The sequence below is a fragment of the Streptomyces violens genome, assembly GCF_000717745.1.
In the GTDB taxonomy this organism is placed as follows: Bacteria; Actinomycetota; Actinomycetes; order Streptomycetales; family Streptomycetaceae; genus Streptomyces; species Streptomyces violens.
Map to the genome: position 1 here is coordinate 462713 of NZ_JOBH01000002.1, position 15664 is coordinate 478376.

At 71.2% G+C, this 15664-nt stretch carries 17 protein-coding genes and 7 tRNA genes; 10 read left to right on the forward strand and 14 right to left on the reverse strand.

What is annotated here, in order from left to right; translation table 11 throughout:
- Window positions 1-54: 54 nt before the first annotated feature.
- Window positions 55-1710 (forward strand): hypothetical protein, encoded by a 1656-nt coding sequence (locus IF04_RS0105390; RefSeq protein WP_030251702.1) that lies wholly within the window; start codon window positions 55-57, stop codon window positions 1708-1710.
- A gap of 71 nt (window positions 1711-1781) precedes the next feature.
- Here the strand turns inward: IF04_RS0105390 and IF04_RS0105395 are convergent, their stop codons facing one another.
- The 4 genes from IF04_RS0105395 to IF04_RS0105410 form a co-directional block, all read right to left on the reverse strand.
- Window positions 1782-2342, reverse strand: a complete 561-nt coding sequence (locus IF04_RS0105395; RefSeq protein WP_030251704.1) for an HIT family protein — start codon at window positions 2340-2342, stop codon at window positions 1782-1784.
- 72 nt (window positions 2343-2414) lie between these two features.
- Window positions 2415-4397 carry a threonine--tRNA ligase gene (gene thrS / locus IF04_RS0105400; protein WP_030251707.1) on the reverse strand — a complete coding sequence of 661 codons (1983 nt, stop codon included), beginning with the start codon at window positions 4395-4397 and terminating at the stop codon, window positions 2415-2417.
- 152 nt (window positions 4398-4549) lie between these two features.
- Window positions 4550-5725: a hypothetical protein gene (locus tag IF04_RS0105405; protein ID WP_030251708.1), complete on the reverse strand. Its 1176-nt coding sequence runs from the start codon at window positions 5723-5725 to the stop codon at window positions 4550-4552.
- On the reverse strand, window positions 5725-6291 hold the full coding sequence (locus tag IF04_RS0105410; RefSeq protein WP_030251710.1) for a DUF4365 domain-containing protein: 567 nt from the start codon (window positions 6289-6291) through the stop codon (window positions 5725-5727). Before IF04_RS0105410 ends, IF04_RS0105405 begins: the two co-directional genes overlap by 1 nt.
- A 236-nt stretch (window positions 6292-6527) precedes the next feature.
- On the opposite strand from IF04_RS0105410, the gene IF04_RS0105415 reads away from it, so the two are divergent.
- Complete coding sequence (locus IF04_RS0105415) at window positions 6528-7253, forward strand: 3'-5' exonuclease (RefSeq protein ID WP_030251712.1); 726 nt, start codon at window positions 6528-6530, stop codon at window positions 7251-7253.
- 154 nt (window positions 7254-7407) lie between these two features.
- Here IF04_RS0105415 and IF04_RS0105420 read toward each other — a convergent pair.
- The 4 genes from IF04_RS0105420 to IF04_RS0105435 form a co-directional block, all read right to left on the reverse strand.
- Window positions 7408-7479: transfer RNA gene (locus tag IF04_RS0105420), tRNA-Val, on the reverse strand.
- Window positions 7480-7550: 71 nt separating this feature from the next.
- The gene (locus tag IF04_RS0105425; protein WP_030251714.1) at window positions 7551-8027 is read right to left on the reverse strand and encodes an SRPBCC family protein; all 477 of its coding nucleotides are present in this window, start codon (window positions 8025-8027) and stop codon (window positions 7551-7553) included.
- Window positions 8028-8197: 170 nt separating this feature from the next.
- A tRNA-Val gene (locus IF04_RS0105430) sits at window positions 8198-8269 on the reverse strand.
- 86 nt (window positions 8270-8355) lie between these two features.
- Window positions 8356-8799, reverse strand: a complete 444-nt coding sequence (locus tag IF04_RS0105435; protein WP_030251716.1) for a TIGR02611 family protein — start codon at window positions 8797-8799, stop codon at window positions 8356-8358.
- Window positions 8800-8985: 186 nt separating this feature from the next.
- On the opposite strand from IF04_RS0105435, the gene IF04_RS0105440 reads away from it, so the two are divergent.
- Both IF04_RS0105440 and IF04_RS0105445 read left to right on the forward strand, forming a co-directional pair.
- Complete coding sequence (locus IF04_RS0105440; RefSeq protein WP_003959770.1) at window positions 8986-9399, forward strand: SsgA family sporulation/cell division regulator; 414 nt, start codon at window positions 8986-8988, stop codon at window positions 9397-9399.
- A gap of 402 nt (window positions 9400-9801) precedes the next feature.
- Window positions 9802-10368, forward strand: coding sequence for a CGNR zinc finger domain-containing protein (locus IF04_RS0105445; protein ID WP_030251718.1), 567 nt, complete (start codon window positions 9802-9804; stop codon window positions 10366-10368).
- Between the two features lie 28 nt (window positions 10369-10396).
- Here the strand turns inward: IF04_RS0105445 and IF04_RS39010 are convergent, their stop codons facing one another.
- Together IF04_RS39010 and IF04_RS0105455 are read right to left on the reverse strand one after the other, a co-directional pair.
- Window positions 10397-10555 (reverse strand): hypothetical protein, encoded by a 159-nt coding sequence (locus IF04_RS39010; RefSeq protein WP_169746111.1) that lies wholly within the window; start codon window positions 10553-10555, stop codon window positions 10397-10399.
- A gap of 68 nt (window positions 10556-10623) precedes the next feature.
- Window positions 10624-11094 carry a hypothetical protein gene (locus IF04_RS0105455; RefSeq protein WP_030251721.1) on the reverse strand — a complete coding sequence of 157 codons (471 nt, stop codon included), beginning with the start codon at window positions 11092-11094 and terminating at the stop codon, window positions 10624-10626.
- Between the two features lie 120 nt (window positions 11095-11214).
- Here IF04_RS0105455 and IF04_RS0105460 point away from each other — a divergent pair, with 120 nt between their 5' ends.
- The gene (locus tag IF04_RS0105460; RefSeq protein ID WP_030251724.1) at window positions 11215-11733 is read left to right on the forward strand and encodes a DsbA family protein; all 519 of its coding nucleotides are present in this window, start codon (window positions 11215-11217) and stop codon (window positions 11731-11733) included.
- A 21-nt stretch (window positions 11734-11754) separates the two neighbouring features.
- On the opposite strand, the gene IF04_RS0105465 is transcribed toward IF04_RS0105460, so the two are convergent.
- The 3 genes from IF04_RS0105465 to IF04_RS0105475 all read right to left on the reverse strand — a co-directional run bounded on the left by IF04_RS0105465 (window position 11755) and on the right by IF04_RS0105475 (window position 14553).
- The gene (locus IF04_RS0105465; RefSeq protein WP_030251727.1) at window positions 11755-12585 is read right to left on the reverse strand and encodes a GNAT family N-acetyltransferase; all 831 of its coding nucleotides are present in this window, start codon (window positions 12583-12585) and stop codon (window positions 11755-11757) included.
- A gap of 79 nt (window positions 12586-12664) precedes the next feature.
- Entirely contained in the window at window positions 12665-13489 is an 825-nt protein-coding gene (locus IF04_RS0105470; RefSeq protein WP_030251729.1) for an aminotransferase class IV, read from the reverse strand.
- On the reverse strand, window positions 13486-14553 hold the full coding sequence (locus IF04_RS0105475; protein WP_030251733.1) for a chorismate-binding protein: 1068 nt from the start codon (window positions 14551-14553) through the stop codon (window positions 13486-13488). The genes IF04_RS0105470 and IF04_RS0105475 overlap by 4 nt, the downstream gene beginning before the upstream one ends.
- A gap of 189 nt (window positions 14554-14742) precedes the next feature.
- Here IF04_RS0105475 and IF04_RS0105480 point away from each other — a divergent pair.
- The 5 genes from IF04_RS0105480 to IF04_RS0105500 all read left to right on the forward strand — a co-directional run bounded on the left by IF04_RS0105480 (window position 14743) and on the right by IF04_RS0105500 (window position 15239).
- Window positions 14743-14815, forward strand: a tRNA-Gly gene (locus IF04_RS0105480).
- Window positions 14816-14850: 35 nt separating this feature from the next.
- Window positions 14851-14924, forward strand: a tRNA-Cys gene (locus IF04_RS0105485).
- Window position 14925: 1 nt separating this feature from the next.
- Window positions 14926-14997, forward strand: a tRNA-Val gene (locus tag IF04_RS0105490).
- A 55-nt stretch (window positions 14998-15052) separates the two neighbouring features.
- Window positions 15053-15124 (forward strand) — tRNA-Val (locus IF04_RS0105495).
- A gap of 43 nt (window positions 15125-15167) precedes the next feature.
- Window positions 15168-15239 (forward strand) — tRNA-Val (locus tag IF04_RS0105500).
- A 49-nt stretch (window positions 15240-15288) separates the two neighbouring features.
- Here IF04_RS0105500 and IF04_RS0105505 read toward each other — a convergent pair.
- Window positions 15289-15591: a TFIIB-type zinc ribbon-containing protein gene (locus IF04_RS0105505; RefSeq protein ID WP_078599871.1), complete on the reverse strand. Its 303-nt coding sequence runs from the start codon at window positions 15589-15591 to the stop codon at window positions 15289-15291.
- Between the last annotated feature and the right edge of the window lie 73 nt (window positions 15592-15664).

Genomic DNA, 15664 nt, shown 5'->3' on the forward strand with positions numbered 1-15664 from the left:
TGCGGGGCACGCCGAACGGCAGGGGCAGACGGCGGCGAGGGGGCCTTGGTGACGATGATTGACGGCTTCGACTTCAGCCCGGGAGCGCAGGTCCCGCTCTCCGGCGGAGCGGGGCAGACTGCCGCTACCCAGGCGCTGGCCTCGGCCGCGTACCGGGACTCCCCGCTCTCCGACATCTCCGCGGCCGACTCCGACACCGCCAAGTCGGACATCAAGAAGCCCCGGCTCTCGCTGTTCGAGCCCAACCTCGGCGAGGCGTTCTCGCGCGCCGTAGTGGTCCGGATGCTCGGCGGCGGCCGCAAGCCGCTCATCCAGTCCTTCGGCACCGAGCCGCAGACCGTCGTCGAGCACTGCCTCGCCGCCAACCGCATCCGCAAGGAGCGGGACGCCAAACTGACGGTCCTCATGGTCGTCTTCGGGGTGCTCTTCCTGCCCGGCGTGCTCCTGTGGTTCGGCGGCTTCCAGCTCAAGCGAATCCTGGACAAGGCCACCAGCAAGGGCAAGAGCGCGCTGGGCACGGTGCTGCTCGTGGCCCTCTGCGGCATCGCCCTGATTTTCCTGATCAAGCTCCCGTTCGACAGCTTCTGGACGGTCTACCTCCGGCTGATGCTGATCGCCCCGGTCATAGGCTGGTGGTGGGCCAAGCGGATCTGCGAGCGCACCGCCAACGACCTGCGGGACGCGTGGAAGGGCCTCCTCGAAGGCGGCGGCGTCGGCGCGAAGATCCCCGAGGCCGTGCCCCAGGACCCGAACGAGACCGCCGCCGAGCGCCTCCGCCAGAACCTCGCCAAGCTCACCGCCGAGCAGGCCAGCAACGTCGTCTTCTACGCCGGCCCCAAGGGCATACTCGGCATGGGCACCCGCTGGGGCAGCTGGCAGCTCGCCGAGGAGCTGCGGCCCGCGGACCCGGACAGCGAGATCCACCCCTTCCGCAGCTGGGACATCATCCGCGTCATCCACGACCGGCTCCGCCTCCTGGAGCGCAGCCCGCTGCACACCGGCGGCTTCGGCCAGCCCCCCTCCGTGAAGCACTGGATCGTCTCCCCCGTCGGTGAGAACGCCGACGCCGTCGCCCGCCCCGATGGCACCGACACCGACGCCTTCCAGATCCGCCCGCACGAGATAGAGCGGATCTGCAACGAGCAGCAGTTCGGCAGCGGCAACCGCCACTACCTCGGCGTCCAGTTCGTCCTCTGGGACGGCCAGCTCGTCCTCACCCTCATGATCACCGTGACCGTGCTGCACGAGACGCTGCGCATCGAGGTCACGGGGCACGCCCTCGGCCCGGTCCACGGCCTCTTCACCACCAAGCCCAAGGCCAAGACCGTGACCGAGGCGAAGGTCGTGAAGTTCTGGGAGACCAAGGAACGGCAGCTCCCGCTCATCGACGCCGACGAGGTCGTCCGCCTCGCCGCGCGCGCCCCGCTGACCTGGTTCCCGCCGGTACTGGACTTCCTCGGCGGCAAGCTCGTCCTGCCCGAGCCCTTCGGGCTGCGCCACGCCTGGGCCGACAAGCCCTGGCGGCACCGCTTCATGGCGGACGACGCGCTGCGCGCCGCCACGCCCGTGCTGCGCGTGGTGCACTCCGCCGCGATGAGCGTCCTGAAGGAGAACGGCGTGGACACCGAGCGCTTCGACAACCGCTCGCTGGCCCTCAGCGGCGCGGTCCAGGACGCCGCGCCGAAGAAGGCCGACGTGTACGACGCGTAACCGCTGCGCACAGTAGGTACATCCGGGGCCCGTACGGAATTCCGTACGGGCCCCGGGCGCGAGATCGGCCGTTACACCGCCGGCCAGGCGTCCGCCAGCATCGCGCGGGTGTCGGCGAGGAGCTGGGGCAGCACCCGCGTGTGGCCGACCACCGGCATGAAGTTCGTGTCGCCGCCCCAGCGCGGGACGACGTGCTGGTGCAGGTGGGCGGCGATGCCGGCGCCGGCGACGCCGCCCTGGTTCATCCCGATGTTGAAGCCGTGCGCGCCGGACGCCGCGCGCAGCGCCGCCATCGCCTGCTTCGTGAGCTTCGCCAGCTCCGCCGTCTCGGCGTCGTCCAGCTCGGTGTAGTCGGCGACGTGCCGGTAGGGCACCACCATGAGGTGCCCGCCGTTGTACGGGTAGAGGTTGAGCACCGCGTACACGTGCTCGCCGCGGGCGACGACCAGGCCGTCCTCGTCGGACTTCGCCGGGATCGTGCAGAACGGACAGCCGTCGTCGGCCCCCGGGCCAGTGGGCTTGTTCTCACCCTGGATGTAGGCCATCCGGTGCGGCGTCCACAGGCGCTGGAAGGCGTCCTGTGTCCCGACTCCGATCTGCTGCTCCGGCTCAGTCGTCATGAAACGCAGCATATTCCCTGGTACGGACGCGGCGAGGGGCGGCCCTGGCGGACCGCCCCTCGAATCCTCGCGCTGTGGTCCGGATCAGACCTGGGCGCGCTCCTCGACCGCCTTGAGGATCTTGGCGATCGCCTCGTCCTTCGGGATGCCGTTCTCCTGGGAGCCGTCCCGGTACCGGAAGGACACCGCGCCGTTCTCCATGTCCTCGTCACCCGCGATGACCATGTAGGGGACCTTGGACTTCTGGGCGTTGCGGATCTTCTTCTGCATCCGGTCCGAGGACGAGTCGACCTCGATGCGCAGGCCCTTCTTGCGGGCCTCCGCGGCGAACTCCTCCAGGTACGGGACGTGGGTGTCGCCGATCGGGATGCCGGTGGCCTGGACGGGCGCCAGCCAGACCGGGAAGGCGCCGGCGTAGTGCTCCAGGAGCACGCCGAAGAACCGCTCGATCGAGCCGAACAGGGCGCGGTGCAGCATGACGGGCTGCTGCTTGGAGCCGTCCGCCGCGGTGTACTCCAGGCCGAACCGCTTGGGCTGGTTGAAGTCGACCTGGAGGGTCGACATCTGCCAGGACCGGCCGATCGCGTCCTTCGCCTGGACGGAGATCTTCGGGCCGTAGTACGCGGCGCCGCCCGGGTCCGGGACCAGCGGCAGGCCCTGCTTCTCGGCCGCCTGGCGCAGCGCCTCGGTGGCCTCCTCCCAGTCCTCGTCCGAGCCGATGAACTTGTCCGACTCGGGGTCGCGGGTGGACAGCTCCAGCTCGAACTCGGTCAGGCCGTAGTCGCGCAGCAGGTCGAGCACGAAGGTCAGGAGCGTGTCCAGCTCCTCCGGCATCTGCTCCTTGGTGCAGTAGATGTGCGCGTCGTCCTGGGTGAAGCCGCGGGAGCGGGTCAGGCCGTGCACCACACCGGACTTCTCGTACCGGTACACCGTGCCGAACTCGAAGGCGCGCAGGGGCAGTTCGCGGTAGGAACGGCCGCGCGACTTGAAGATCAGGTTGTGCATCGGGCAGTTCATCGCCTTGAGGCGGTAGTTCTGCCCGTCGAACTCGATCGGCGGGAACATGCCCTCCGCGTAGTGCGGGAGGTGCCCCGAGGTCTCGAAGAGCTGCTCCTTCGAGATGTGCGGGGTGTTCACGAACTCGTAGCCCGCGTCCTCGTGCCGGCGACGGGAGTAGTCCTCCATCACCTTGCGGATGACGCCGCCCTTGGGGTGGAAGACCGCGAGGCCGGGGCCCAGCTCGTCCGGGAAGGAGAACAGGTCCAGCTCGGCACCGAGCTTGCGGTGGTCGCGCTTCTCGGCCTCCGCCAGGAACTCCAGGTACGCCTTCAGCTCGTCCTTGGTCGGCCAGGCGGTGCCGTAGATGCGCTGGAGCTGCTTGTTCTTCTCACTGCCGCGCCAGTACGCCGCGGCGGAGCGCATCAGCTTGAACGCCGGGATGTTCCGGGTGGTGGGCAGGTGCGGGCCTCGGCAGAGGTCCTTCCAGCACAGGTCGCCGGTCTTGGCGTCGAGGTTGTCGTAGATGGTCAGCTCGCCGGCGCCGACCTCCGCGTCCGCGCCCTCGGCGGCCTCGCCGGCCTTGCCCTTGAGGCCGATCAGCTCGAGCTTGTACGGCTCGGCGGCCAGCTCCTCGCGGGCGTCCTCGTCGGTGGTGATCCGGCGCGAGAAGCGCTGGCCCCGCTTCTGGATCTCCTGCATCTTCTTCTCGATGCGCTTGAGGTCCTCGGGGGTGAACGGGGTCTCGACGTCGAAGTCGTAGTAGAAGCCGTCCTTGATGGGCGGGCCGATGCCGAGCTTGGCCTCCGGGAACAGCTCCTGCACGGCCTGCGCCATCACATGCGCGGTGGAGTGCCGCAGGATGTTCAGGCCGTCCTCGGAAGTGATCTCCACGGGCTCGACGGTCTCGCCGTCGGCGACCTCGTACGCGAGGTCCTTGAGCTCTCCGGCCACCCGCGCCGCGACGATGCTGCGCTCGCCCTGGAAGAGGTCGGCGGCCGTAGTGCCCGTGGTCACCACGCGTTCTTCCCGCTCGGAATCGCGTTGGATGGTCACACGGACGTCTGACACCGGACTCTCCTGACTCATGTCTGCTGGGCGGCAGCGATCGCTGCGCACGGTGAATCGTACCGAGCCACCGGCCCGCCTCGCGAAACGGTTGTTTGCCGGGCCGCTGTGAGCCGGCACGCGGGTGTGCGGGGGCTCAGCGAGGGGTGCGGGGCTCACTCGCCCCCGCACGCCTCCTCGAAGTGGTCCAGATTCTCCTGCAGCGACTTCAGCAGCCGGTCCCGCTCCGCCTCGTCGACCTGTACGGGCGTGACGCCGCTCGCCCCCGTTATCCGCCGGAAGCCGCCACGGCTCTCCAGCCGCCCGGTCACCCGGACCGGCAGTCCCAGCAGGTGGGCGTGGCCCGCGATCCGGTAGTCCTCCTCGCCGAGGGCGACCCTGACCTGCGCCACGTCCGCGCCGGCCAGCACCCGCAGCCGTACCGCGCCCGCGCCGTCGGGCCGCTCGCGGCGCATCCGTACGACCGTGCCGGTCACCCGCACGGCGAGCGAGGGCTCGTCCCGTACGTACTGCTGGGCGGCCTGCCGCAGCGCGGGCAGGTCGCCGGGGGTGAACTCGACGGGCTCGGGGCGGGCCGGGCAGCCCGGCGGCGCGCCCTCGGCCGGTGACCACTGGATCTCGATGCGGACCCCTTCGGCGCCGCGCACCAGGGAGATCAGCGCCTCGGTCAGCTCGTGGCAGACGCCCAGCTCGACGGCGGCCTCGTAGGCCTCCATGCCGCCCGTGGCGCGCTGGTAGTCCGTGGCGTCGCGGGCGGCGTGCAGCGCCCGCTGGAGGCCGGCGACCGTGCCGCGGCCCGCGGTGACCGGAACGTACGCGGTGAGGGTGCGGCCCGCGGAGGCCGGGCCGACCAGCACCTGGTCCAGCAGTGCCTCGGCCTGCCGCCGGTGCCGGGCGCCGTGGTAGCCGGCCCGCCCGTAGGTGCCGAGCGCCCCGGCGGCAAGCAGGGAGCGGGCGGCGGCGCGCAGCCGTTCCTGTGCGGTCCACAGGGTCGCGCCGGAGCCCTCGTCGGGGATGTCGCGCTCCCAGCGCACCTCGTCGCTGGGCAGCGCGAGGCCGACCAGCACCTCGCGGGCCGAGGGCGCGGCGCTGCGGGCGAGCGCGGTCAGGGCCTCGGCGAGCAGGTCGGTGCTGTCGGGGTAGCGGGCGGACTCGGGCACGAGAAGGCTGGTACCGGCGGTGCCTCCGGGCGGGGTCCAGCGGCCGTACTGGCCCTGGGTGCCGCCGCGGCGGTGCCAGCCGTGCCGGCCCAGCAGGGCGGTGAGAACGGCCGGATCGACCCGGGCGGGGTCGGGAACGGGGAGTGGGTGCTCGTCGGTCGGCCGGTACATCAGGGTCTCCCTCCCGCCCCGACCCGCGTCATGATCTCGACGAGCGCACGGTCGTCGAAGATCCGCGTGGTCGGAATCCGCACAGTGGTCTTGCGCCTGCCGGTGGCCTGCTGGCCGGCCAGGTTGATCCAGTAACAGCAGTGCCGCAGTTCGAGCCGGTCGTGGCTCGCGCGGAGCCAGTCCTCGGGGGTGCGCGGTACGAGCATCACGACCAGGATCTTGTGCACCGCGACGGGGGTACGGGCGAGCTTCACGAGATGGTCGTTGTCCAGCGTGAAGCCGAAGCTGGGCCCCGGCGGGCGGGGCGGGACCTGGTAGGTGCACTTGAGCTGCACCTTGATGGTCACTTCGTCGTCGATGGTGTGGCCGGTCGAGCCGTGGCTGACGTGCCAGTCGATGCCGTTGTCCGGGAAGGGCTGCGCGAGCGAGCAGCCGGCGGCCGCGGCCACGGCGTGGAGGTAGCCCACCTGGAGCGTCTCCATGGAGGCGGTGGTGGCGAGCTGGCCGCGCAGCGGTACCGGTTCCTCGGGCAGGAACCCACCCGGCTCGGGCTGTGCGAGCGTCATCGCTCCAGTGCCTTCCGGGCGTTGCGGTGGTGCCGGTCGGGTGCGTGGGGGTGCGGTGGGGTCCGGGCCGCACGGCGGTCCGGCGGACCGCGCGTGGGGCTGTGGTCCCCCCTGTGTTGTCTCCGTGTCAAGTGGTCAACAAACAATGGCGGTTCGACAACCGTGGAGGCCGGGTATCACCAGCTCGGGCGGCCCGGGGCAGGCCACCCGCCGCAGGAGCACGAGGAGTTGGGACTATGCCGTGCTGGTTCGACGGTCCGCTGGCTGCCTTCGACACCGAGACGACGGGGATCGATGTGGAGCAGGACCGCATCGTCTCCGCCGCCCTGGTCGTCCAGGAGACGCCGCGCTCGACTCCGCGGGTCACGCGCTGGCTGGTCAATCCGGGTGTGGACATCCCGGAGGCGGCGACGGCGGTGCACGGCCTGACGGCCGGGCATCTGGCGATGTACGGCCGCTGGCCTGCGCCGGTGATGGAGGAGATAGCGCGGGCCCTGGCGGAGCAGGCGATGGCGGGGCGGCCGCTGGTGGTGATGAACGCGCCGTTCGATCTGACGCTGCTGGACCGTGAGTTGCGCCGGCACCGCGCGTCGTCGCTGGCGGCGTATCTCGGTACGCAGTCGTTGTGCGTGCTGGATCCGCGGGTGCTGGACAAGCATCTGGACCGGTACCGCAAGGGCCGGCGGACGCTGACGGACCTGTGCGAGCACTACGGCGTCGAGCTGTCGGGGGCGCACGAGGCGGCGGCGGACGCGACGGCGTCACTGCAGGTCGTACGGGCGCTGGGGCAGGTCTTCGCGACGCGGCTCGAAGGGCTGAGCGTGGCGGAGCTGCACGCGCTGCAGGCGGTGTGGCACGCGGCCCAAGCGCGGGGCCTGCAGGCGTGGTTCGCGCGCAACGGCACGGAGGAGGCGGTGGACCCGCACTGGCCGCTCCGCCCGGACCTGCCGGCCGCGGCGTGAACGTACGAACGTACGCAGAAGGCCGGACCGTTGCGACGGTCCGGCCCCGGGGGTGCGGGTGGCGAAGCTCCCGCTACGCGCGGCGAAGCCGCGCAAAACACGACGAGGGCGAAGCGGTTCGCTCTTCAGCGAACACACTTCACCCTCGCACTTGTGGGCGATACTGGGTTCGAACCAGTGACCTCTTCGGTGTGAACGAAGCGCTCTCCCACTGAGCTAATCGCCCGGGATGCGTCCGGGGTTTCCTTGGGGTCTCCCGCGAACGACCTGAACAATACAGGTCGCGGCGGCGTTACTTCAAATTCCTTCGTGCCGGGCCAGCCAGGCGGCCAGTCCGCGCCGCCCGGCGCGCATCATCAGCGTGTGGTTGAGGCGGAAGAACGGCCGCCCGGGGTAGGCCAGCAGCCGCATGAAGGGCCTGCGCACCTCGACCTCCTGCTCGTACAGCGCGCGGGTGCCGGTGCCGTACGGGCGGATCGTCCAGCGCGCCCAGCCGTCGATGTCGCCGTGCAGCGCCGTCTCCAGGACGCCGGCGCGCGGGTCGCGGCGGGTCTCGCGGGCGGTGACGCGCAGGCTGTACGGCAGTACGGAGCGGATGCGGGCGGACCCGGAGTGGTCGTCGGTCCGATTCACCTCGGCGACCTGGGGCCACCAGCGGGGATAGGACTCGGTCCGCTCCAGGACGGCGTAGACGACGCCGGGGGCGGCGTCCAGCAGCCAGACACTGCGGAAGCGGTAGTGGTGGGGGCGGAGGCGGGACGGCCGGACAGGCATGGGCCCAGTGTGCCGCGCCGGGAACGCCGAAAGGTCCGGAGGTTCAAAGAAACCTCCGGACCCGGGGGTGTGGGTGGCGGAGCCCCCGCTACGCGCGGCGAAGCCGCGCAAAACACGACGAGGGCGAAGCGGCTTGCGCTGTTGGCAAGCACACTTCACCCTCGCACTTGTGGGCGATACTGGGTTCGAACCAGTGACCTCTTCGGTGTGAACGAAGCGCTCTCCCACTGAGCTAATCGCCCGGGGCGCCGGTGCCTTGCGGCCTGGCGCACCGCCAACATTACCCCATGTCAGCGGGGTCCCTGACCACGGTGCGGCCGGACCGTGGTCACTCGGTTATGCGCCAGGGCATCTCGAAGCCGAACTTCCACACATACACCGCGAGGGCCGCGACCACGATCACGACGCCGATCGTGGTGAGGATGATGTTGCGCCGCCGGACCTTGGGGTCCATGGCCTTCTGGGCGGCCTCGGTGACCTTGCGCTTGGTCCAGCGGAGCACGAGCTGTGCCCAGACGAACTCGGTCGCCCAGATCGCCATGCCGGCGAAGATCACCAGCCAGCCGGGCCCGGGCAGCGGCAGCATGATGATGCCGCCGACGACCACCGCGAGCCCGATGATGAAGATCCCGACCTGCCAGCTCATGTGCAGGGTCCGGGAGCGCTTCACGAAATGCGGCGCCTTGGACCCCAGCTTCTGCGGGATCGCCGTCGCGCCCTGTGTCGACGCGCCCCCTGGGGCGCCCCGACGCTCGTCACTCTCCGCATTCATACCGGCAAACCTACCCGACGCTCGGCACCCCCGCATGAACGCTCGGGAGGATCCGGGACTCCGCCGTAAGAGGTACTCGAAGCCACCCAAAACAGTCAGAGGGGTTTACAACGCCACCGTAGGTGGCATGTCGATTTCGCCGACGTGCGAACCCCCGAGCGCACACTGAGCGAAAGGCCCTGGCGTATGAACACCACGGTCAGCTGCGAGCTGCACCTGCGCCTCGTTGTGTCGAGCGAGTCCTCACTGCCTGTACCTGCGGGCCTGCGGTATGACACGGCCGATCCTTATGCCGTGCACGCCACCTTCCACACCGGAGCCGAGGAGACGGTCGAGTGGGTTTTCGCCCGTGATCTCCTCGCCGAGGGCCTGCACCGGCCCACCGGCACCGGCGACGTCCGCGTCTGGCCGTCCCGGAGTCACGGACAGGGAGTCGTCTGTATTGCCCTGAGCTCTCCGGAGGGCGAGGCGCTGCTCGAAGCCCCGGCGCGGGCTCTGGAATCCTTCCTCAAGCGCACGGATGCCGCGGTCCCGCCCGGCACCGAGCACCGACACTTCGATCTCGACACGGAGCTCTCCCACATCCTCGCGGAGAGCTGAGGAGACCCGCGGCCGCGTACCGCGTCAACCGCTCACCACTCGCGCCGTCCGACTCGGGGAGACGGCGCAGGACGGACAAGTTCATACGGCAAGCACCGGCGCCGTCGCCGCGGAGACCACCGCGGCGACGGCGTCGCTTCCGTACTGAGCGGGCGCCGTGCCCGTACTGAGCGGGCACCGCTTCCGTACCGAGCGCGGCGCCGTTTCCGTCTGACCGGCCCGGACGGGCAGCGGGGAGCCGGGGAAACCTGCGGCACCGGTGGCCGCCGGGCCTTGTTGGAGGCGCTAGAGTCGGCGACCATTCGGCAAGGGGGCGGCCGGTCGATCGCTGGAGATCACCGGCCACCGCCCATGGATCCCGGGGGGCGGCAGAATCCGCCCCTCCCGGCCTGGGAGCGACCCGTGATGATCACCCACGACACCCGGTGCGCGCTGGAGGCGGTCGTCGACCTCCTGAACACCGCGCCCGAGGGCGGGGCCCCAGCGGCTCCGGACGCCCTCAGCGACGTGCCGGCCCTGCACGAGTTCGTCGCCCGCAACGCCTTCAGCGATGTCGGCACGCTCACCGAACGGGACCTGGCGTCCGTGCGCTCCGTACGGTCGAGATTCGCCCAGGTCTTCGCGGCGGACGACGACCGCAGCGCGGCCGAGCTGCTGAATTCGCTGGTGGCGGCGGCCGGCACCACGCCGCGGCTGACCGACCACGACGGGTACGACTGGCACGTGCACTACTTCGCGCCCGGCGCCTCGGTCGCCGACCACCTCGCGGCGGACGGCGGGATGGCGCTGGCGTTCCTGGTCGTCGCCGGCGAGCGGGAGCGGCTGCGGCGCTGCGAGGCACCGGACTGCCGGCATGCCTTCGTCGACCTCTCCCGGAACCGCTCGCGCCGCTACTGCGACAGCCGGACCTGCGGCAACCGCCTGCACGTCGCCGCGTACCGGGCACGCCGCCGCGAGGCCGCGAGCTGAGCCCCTGCCGGAGGCAGGGCCGCCGGCGCTAGAGCACGAAGAGGTCGTGCACGGCGCCCAGCAGGAGCAGGACGCCGATCACGGTGAGGAAGAGCATCAGGGGCGGCTGGGACAGGGCGAACAGGCAGCCGCGGGATTCGGGGGCCCGGGTGGTGTTCTCCCGGGTCAGGGCGCACTCATCGTTCATCTCGCGGAGATCATGGCGCAGGTGATCAGCGCGAGGGCCAAAGATTCCCCCGCAGGAGGGGGAGTTCCTCAGATCCCGTGCTTTTTCAGGATGGCTTCGATATCGGAGAAGTCGTCCGCGTCACGGGCGCGGGAACCGGCGCGGTCACCACCGGCGCGGTCATCGGAACGCCCACCGGACCGGGCCCCCGACTGGATTTCCGCGCCCCGCCCTTGGGTAACCCCCTGCTGGGGGGACGGGTTCGTTCGATTCGCCCCGTAGGCGCGGCGTTCCTTACGGCTCATCGACCGGCGCTCGGCCGCCCGGCTCACCAGGAACAGCAGGGCCGAGAGCGCCAGTACGCCGAAGCCCGCCCACACGGTCGGCTTGAGGGCCAGGTCCGTGATCCAGTCGATGACACCGGTCATGACCAGGCCGATCGGGATCAGCGCGAAGGCGGCGATGCGCGTCGCGGCGAGGAAGCGCCGGCGGAAGGCGGTCAGCGCGGCGATGCCCAGGCCGGCCACCGACAGCACGGCGCAGACGGTCGAGGTCAGCATGGGGTCCTCCTGCGGTGGACGGTTCTCCCCCCATCGTGCCCTCTCGCCCGGCACGGGGGCCATGCCGCCGGGCCCCGGGTTCCGTTCGGCCAGGGCCGCGGGTGCTGGAAGACTGGCCCCATGAACGACGCTTCCTCCCCCGCAGCCGCCCCTCCCGTCCTGGACGTCTGGTGCGAGCTGCAGTGCCCCGACTGCCACGCCGCCCTGGACGACCTGCGCGCGCTGCGCGAGCGCTACGGCGACCGGCTGGAGATCCGGCTGCGCCACTTCCCGCTCGAGAAGCACAAGCACGCCTACGCCGCCGCGCAGGCCGCTGAAGAGGCCATCGAGCAGGGGCAGGGCTGGGCGTACGTGGAGGCCGTCCTCGGGCGCACGGACGAGCTGGCGAAGCAGGGCGAGAAGCTGCTGGTGAAGGTGGCCGGGGAGCTGGGCCTGGACGCCGAGGAGCTGGACACCGCGCTGATCGACGGCCGGCATCTGCTGATCGTCGACGCGGACCAGGCCGAGGGCAAGGCGATCGGCGTCACGGGCACGCCCACGTACGTCATCGGCGGCGAGCGGCTGGACGGCGGCAAGAGCCAGGAGGGGCTGCGCGCCCGCGTCGAGGAGATCGCGGACCGGCTGCTGGCCGCCGAGTAACTCCGTGACTTCAGTTGCCGCTCACAGCAGTGGCTTCGACAGCCGGTGGTCCACGACGCGGTACCCGAGGGACTCGTACAGCCCGCGCGCTGTCGGGTTGTCGGCGTAGACGTTGAGGCCGAGGCTGCGGCTGCCCGCCGCCAGGCACTCCCGCTCGGCCATCCCCATCAGGGTGCGCCCGTGGCCGCGGCCGCGGTGCTCGGGCGCGACCCGTACGTCGTACACGTAACCGCCCGGCTGCCCCGGTGCGTGCAGCGCGGTCCAGACCGTACCCACGTCCGTGCCCTCGTGACGCAGCACGCGCAGGCTCTGCCCCGGGGTGTGCGGGCCGTCGGGCAGCAGCAGGCGGTGGTCGGCGTCCGCCAGCTCGGCGGCGCGCTCGGCCGACGCGCCCTCCCGGACCATGGCCTGTACGTACTCGTCCTGCGCGGCCGCGAGCCAGACGGGGTACTCCGCGTCGTCCAGCGGCCGGTCGACGCTGCCGGGAGGCAGCGCGGGCGGGGTGGTGAGGTCCTTGCGCATCCGGCGGGCGCGCTCGGTGTAGCCGAGGGCCGCGCTCAGCCGCAGCGCGGGCGTGGCGCCGGCGGGCACGAGGAACTCGATGCGCCGGCAGCCCCAGAAGCGCAGCACTTCCTCGGCGGCCAGGGCGGCGACGGTGGCGCGGCCGCGCCGCCGGTCGGGCTCGGCTATCCACAGGTCGGCGAGGCGGCCGGTGGGCAGCGCGGCGCGCGGGTCGGTGGCGAGGCGCAGCCGTCCCACGGGGCGGCTGTTGACGCAGACGTCGTACGTACGGGCCCGGCCGCCGCCCTCCTGGCGCTCTTCCGGTCCGGTGGGGCGCAGCGTTGTGGTCACGCTGTTGTTCTACCCGCGTACGGCTCGTCAGTCATCGGCCCGGCCCGCAGTCCTCGGCGACCGGGCCCCGGCGCCGTGCTCAGCGCGGGTCGAAGTCCGCGGCGGACCGTTCGGCGAAGATCCGCATGGCCTTGGCGGTGACGGGTCCGGGGCCGTCGCCGAGCTGCCGGGCGTCGTTGCGGGTGACTGCCTGGACGTCGCGGAGCGTGGAGGTCAGGAAGATCTCCTCGGCCTGCTCCAGCGCGTCGAAGGGCAGGTCGGTCTCCTTGGCGCCGGTCCATTCGGCGGTCAGGGCGCGGGTGATGCCGGCCAGGCAGCCGGATTCCAGCGGCGGGGTGTGCAGTTCGCCGTCGAGTACGACGAAGACGTTGGAGCCGGTGCCCTCGCAGAGCTGTCCCACGGTGTTGGCGAACAGCGCCTCGGAGGCGCCGTGCTGCCGGGCGCGGGCGAGCGCGACGACGTTCTCGGCGTACGAGGTGGTCTTCAGGCCGGTGAGCGCGCCGCGTTCGTTGCGGGTCCAGGGGACGGTGACCGTCGCCGTGGTGTCGGGCCTGCGGGTGGTCTCGCCGAGCGCGACGACGAGGGTGGGGCGCTCCTCGCCCCGGTCGGAGCCGAGCGGGGAGTGGCCGCCGGTGTAGGTGACCCGCAGCCGGCCGAGCGGCATGGGGTTGGCGGCCAGTACGGCCTCGCAGGCGCGGCGTACTTCGTCCTCGTCGGGGTCGGGCAGGCCGAGGCCCCGCGCTGACGAGGTCAGCCGGTGGAGGTGCCGGGTGAGCGCGAAGGCGCGGCCGCGCTCCGCCTTCACGGTCTCGAAGACGCCGTCGCCGACCGTCAGTCCGTGGTCGAAGACGGAGACCCGGGCGCTGTCGGCGTCCTGCAGCTCCCCGTCGAGCCAGATCTTCATCGCGTCGCTCCTCCAGTTGTCTCGTACGCCTCCGACGCTACCGCCAGCAGCCGGGCCGCCTTGAGTTCGGTTTCGTCCCATTCGCGGTCGGGGTCGGAGCCCCAGGTGATGCCGGCGCCGGTACCGAAGCGCAGGACGGGCCCGGCGGCGGCCTGCCGGTCGATCCAGAAGGTGCGGATGCCGACGGCGAGCTCGCCGGTGCCGCGGTCGGCGTCGACCCAGCCGATGCCGCCGCAGTACGGGCCGCGGGGCGCGGTCTCCAGGGTTTCGATGATGTCCAGGGCGCTGCGCTTGGGCGCGCCGGTGACGGAGCCGGGCGGGAAGGTGCCGATCAGCAGCTCGGGCCAGCCGGCGCCGGCGCGGAGTTCGCCGCGGACGGTGGAGACCAGGTGGACGAGGCCGGGGTGGGCCTCGACGGCACAGAGCGCGGGGACGGTCACCGAGCCGGTGGCGCAGACCCGTCCCATGTCGTTGCGGACCAGGTCGACGATCATCACGTTCTCGGCGTGGTCCTTCTCCAGCAGGTCATCGGCGGTGCGGCCGGTGCCCTTGATGGGGCCGGACTCGACGGTGCGGCCGTCGCGGCGCAGGTAGAGCTCGGGCGATGCGGTGGCGACCTCGACGCCGTGGGCGGGGAGGCGGACCGTTCCTGCGTACGGCGCGGGGTTGCCGCGGGCCAGCAGCGCGGTCAGCGCGTCCACGTCCGTGCGCTCGGGGTCGGGCAGCGGTGCGGACAGAATTCGGCAGAGGTTCGCCTGGTAGACCTCGCCGGCCGCGATGTGCTCGCGTATCCGGCGTACGCCCGCGGTGTAGGCGGCGCGGTCCAGGGAGCTGGTCCAGGCGTCACGCGCGGGCCCGCGCCAGGCGCCGCGGGCGGTCGGGCCTGTGGTGCCGCCCGCGTCCTCCCGTACGTCTCCGAAGCGCGCGCACACGAAGCGGCCCTCGAAGTCGGCCACCACTGCCCACCAGCCGGTGGAGTCCAGGGCGGCGGGGTCGCTGGTGACATCGCGCAGGTCGGAGGCGATCAGGCCGCCGAAGCGGGCGAGGGGAGGGAGATCGGGCACGCCGCCGAGTCTAGGACGGCGCCCCCGCTGCCGCCCCTGTCGAGCGAGCACCGCAGCACGCTGCACAAACGCGTTTTTGTACTGGCCCAGGAATCCGCTAGAGTTCAACACGTCGCCGGGACGCGGAAGCGAAAAGCGGAAGCCGACCGAAGACAGCAGCTCTCAGACGGTAGTCTGAGGGAGGCACCTGCGGACATAGCTCAGTTGGTAGAGCGCAACCTTGCCAAGGTTGAGGTCGCGAGTTCGAGCCTCGTTGTCCGCTCTGAGTGGGGGATCTTCCCGAACCCCTGCACTCCAGGTGGAGTGGCCGAGAGGCGAGGCAACGGCCTGCAAAGCCGTCTACACGGGTTCAAATCCCGTCTCCACCTCCAAGGACGATTAGCTCAGCGGGAGAGCGCTTCCCTGACACGGAAGAGGTCACTGGTTCAATCCCAGTATCGTCCACTGATCCCAAGGATCAGGGTCCGCAGAGACCATGATCTAATAAGGATCGAACCCCGCGCGATTAGCTCAGCGGGAGAGCGCTTCCCTGACACGGAAGAGGTCACTGGTTCAATCCCAGTATCGCGCACGCAGTGCCCATGGTCCGCTCCTCGGAGTGACCGTGGTCCCGAGGACGATTAGCTCAGCGGGAGAGCGCTTCCCTGACACGGAAGAGGTCACTGGTTCAATCCCAGTATCGTCCACACGGCAAGCAGAAGGGCCGGAGCATCCGCTCCGGCCCTTCTGCGTTCCTCAGGAGGAGAAGAGCATCCGGCCGAAGCTGCGGTGGCCGTGATGTCCGTGCTGCCCGTGGTGACCATGGTGGCCGTGGTGCGGAGCGCCCCAGGCCGGCGCGGCCGGGTACGCCTGCGGGGCCGGAGCCGGGGCGGCGGGCGGAGGCGGCGGGGCCTGCTGCGACCACTGGGACTCCAGCCGGGTCAGCGACTCCAGCTCGCCGTAGTCCAGGAAAATCCCCCGGCAGCCCGCGCACTGCTCGATCTGGACCCCGTTGCGGTTGTACGTGTGCATCGGCGCATGGCACTTGGGACACTGCATGTCGGCTCAACTCCTACTGATCGCACGGCGGCGGCGACGGAACCTCCGTCCGCCGTTGGTCCGTTCACCCTAC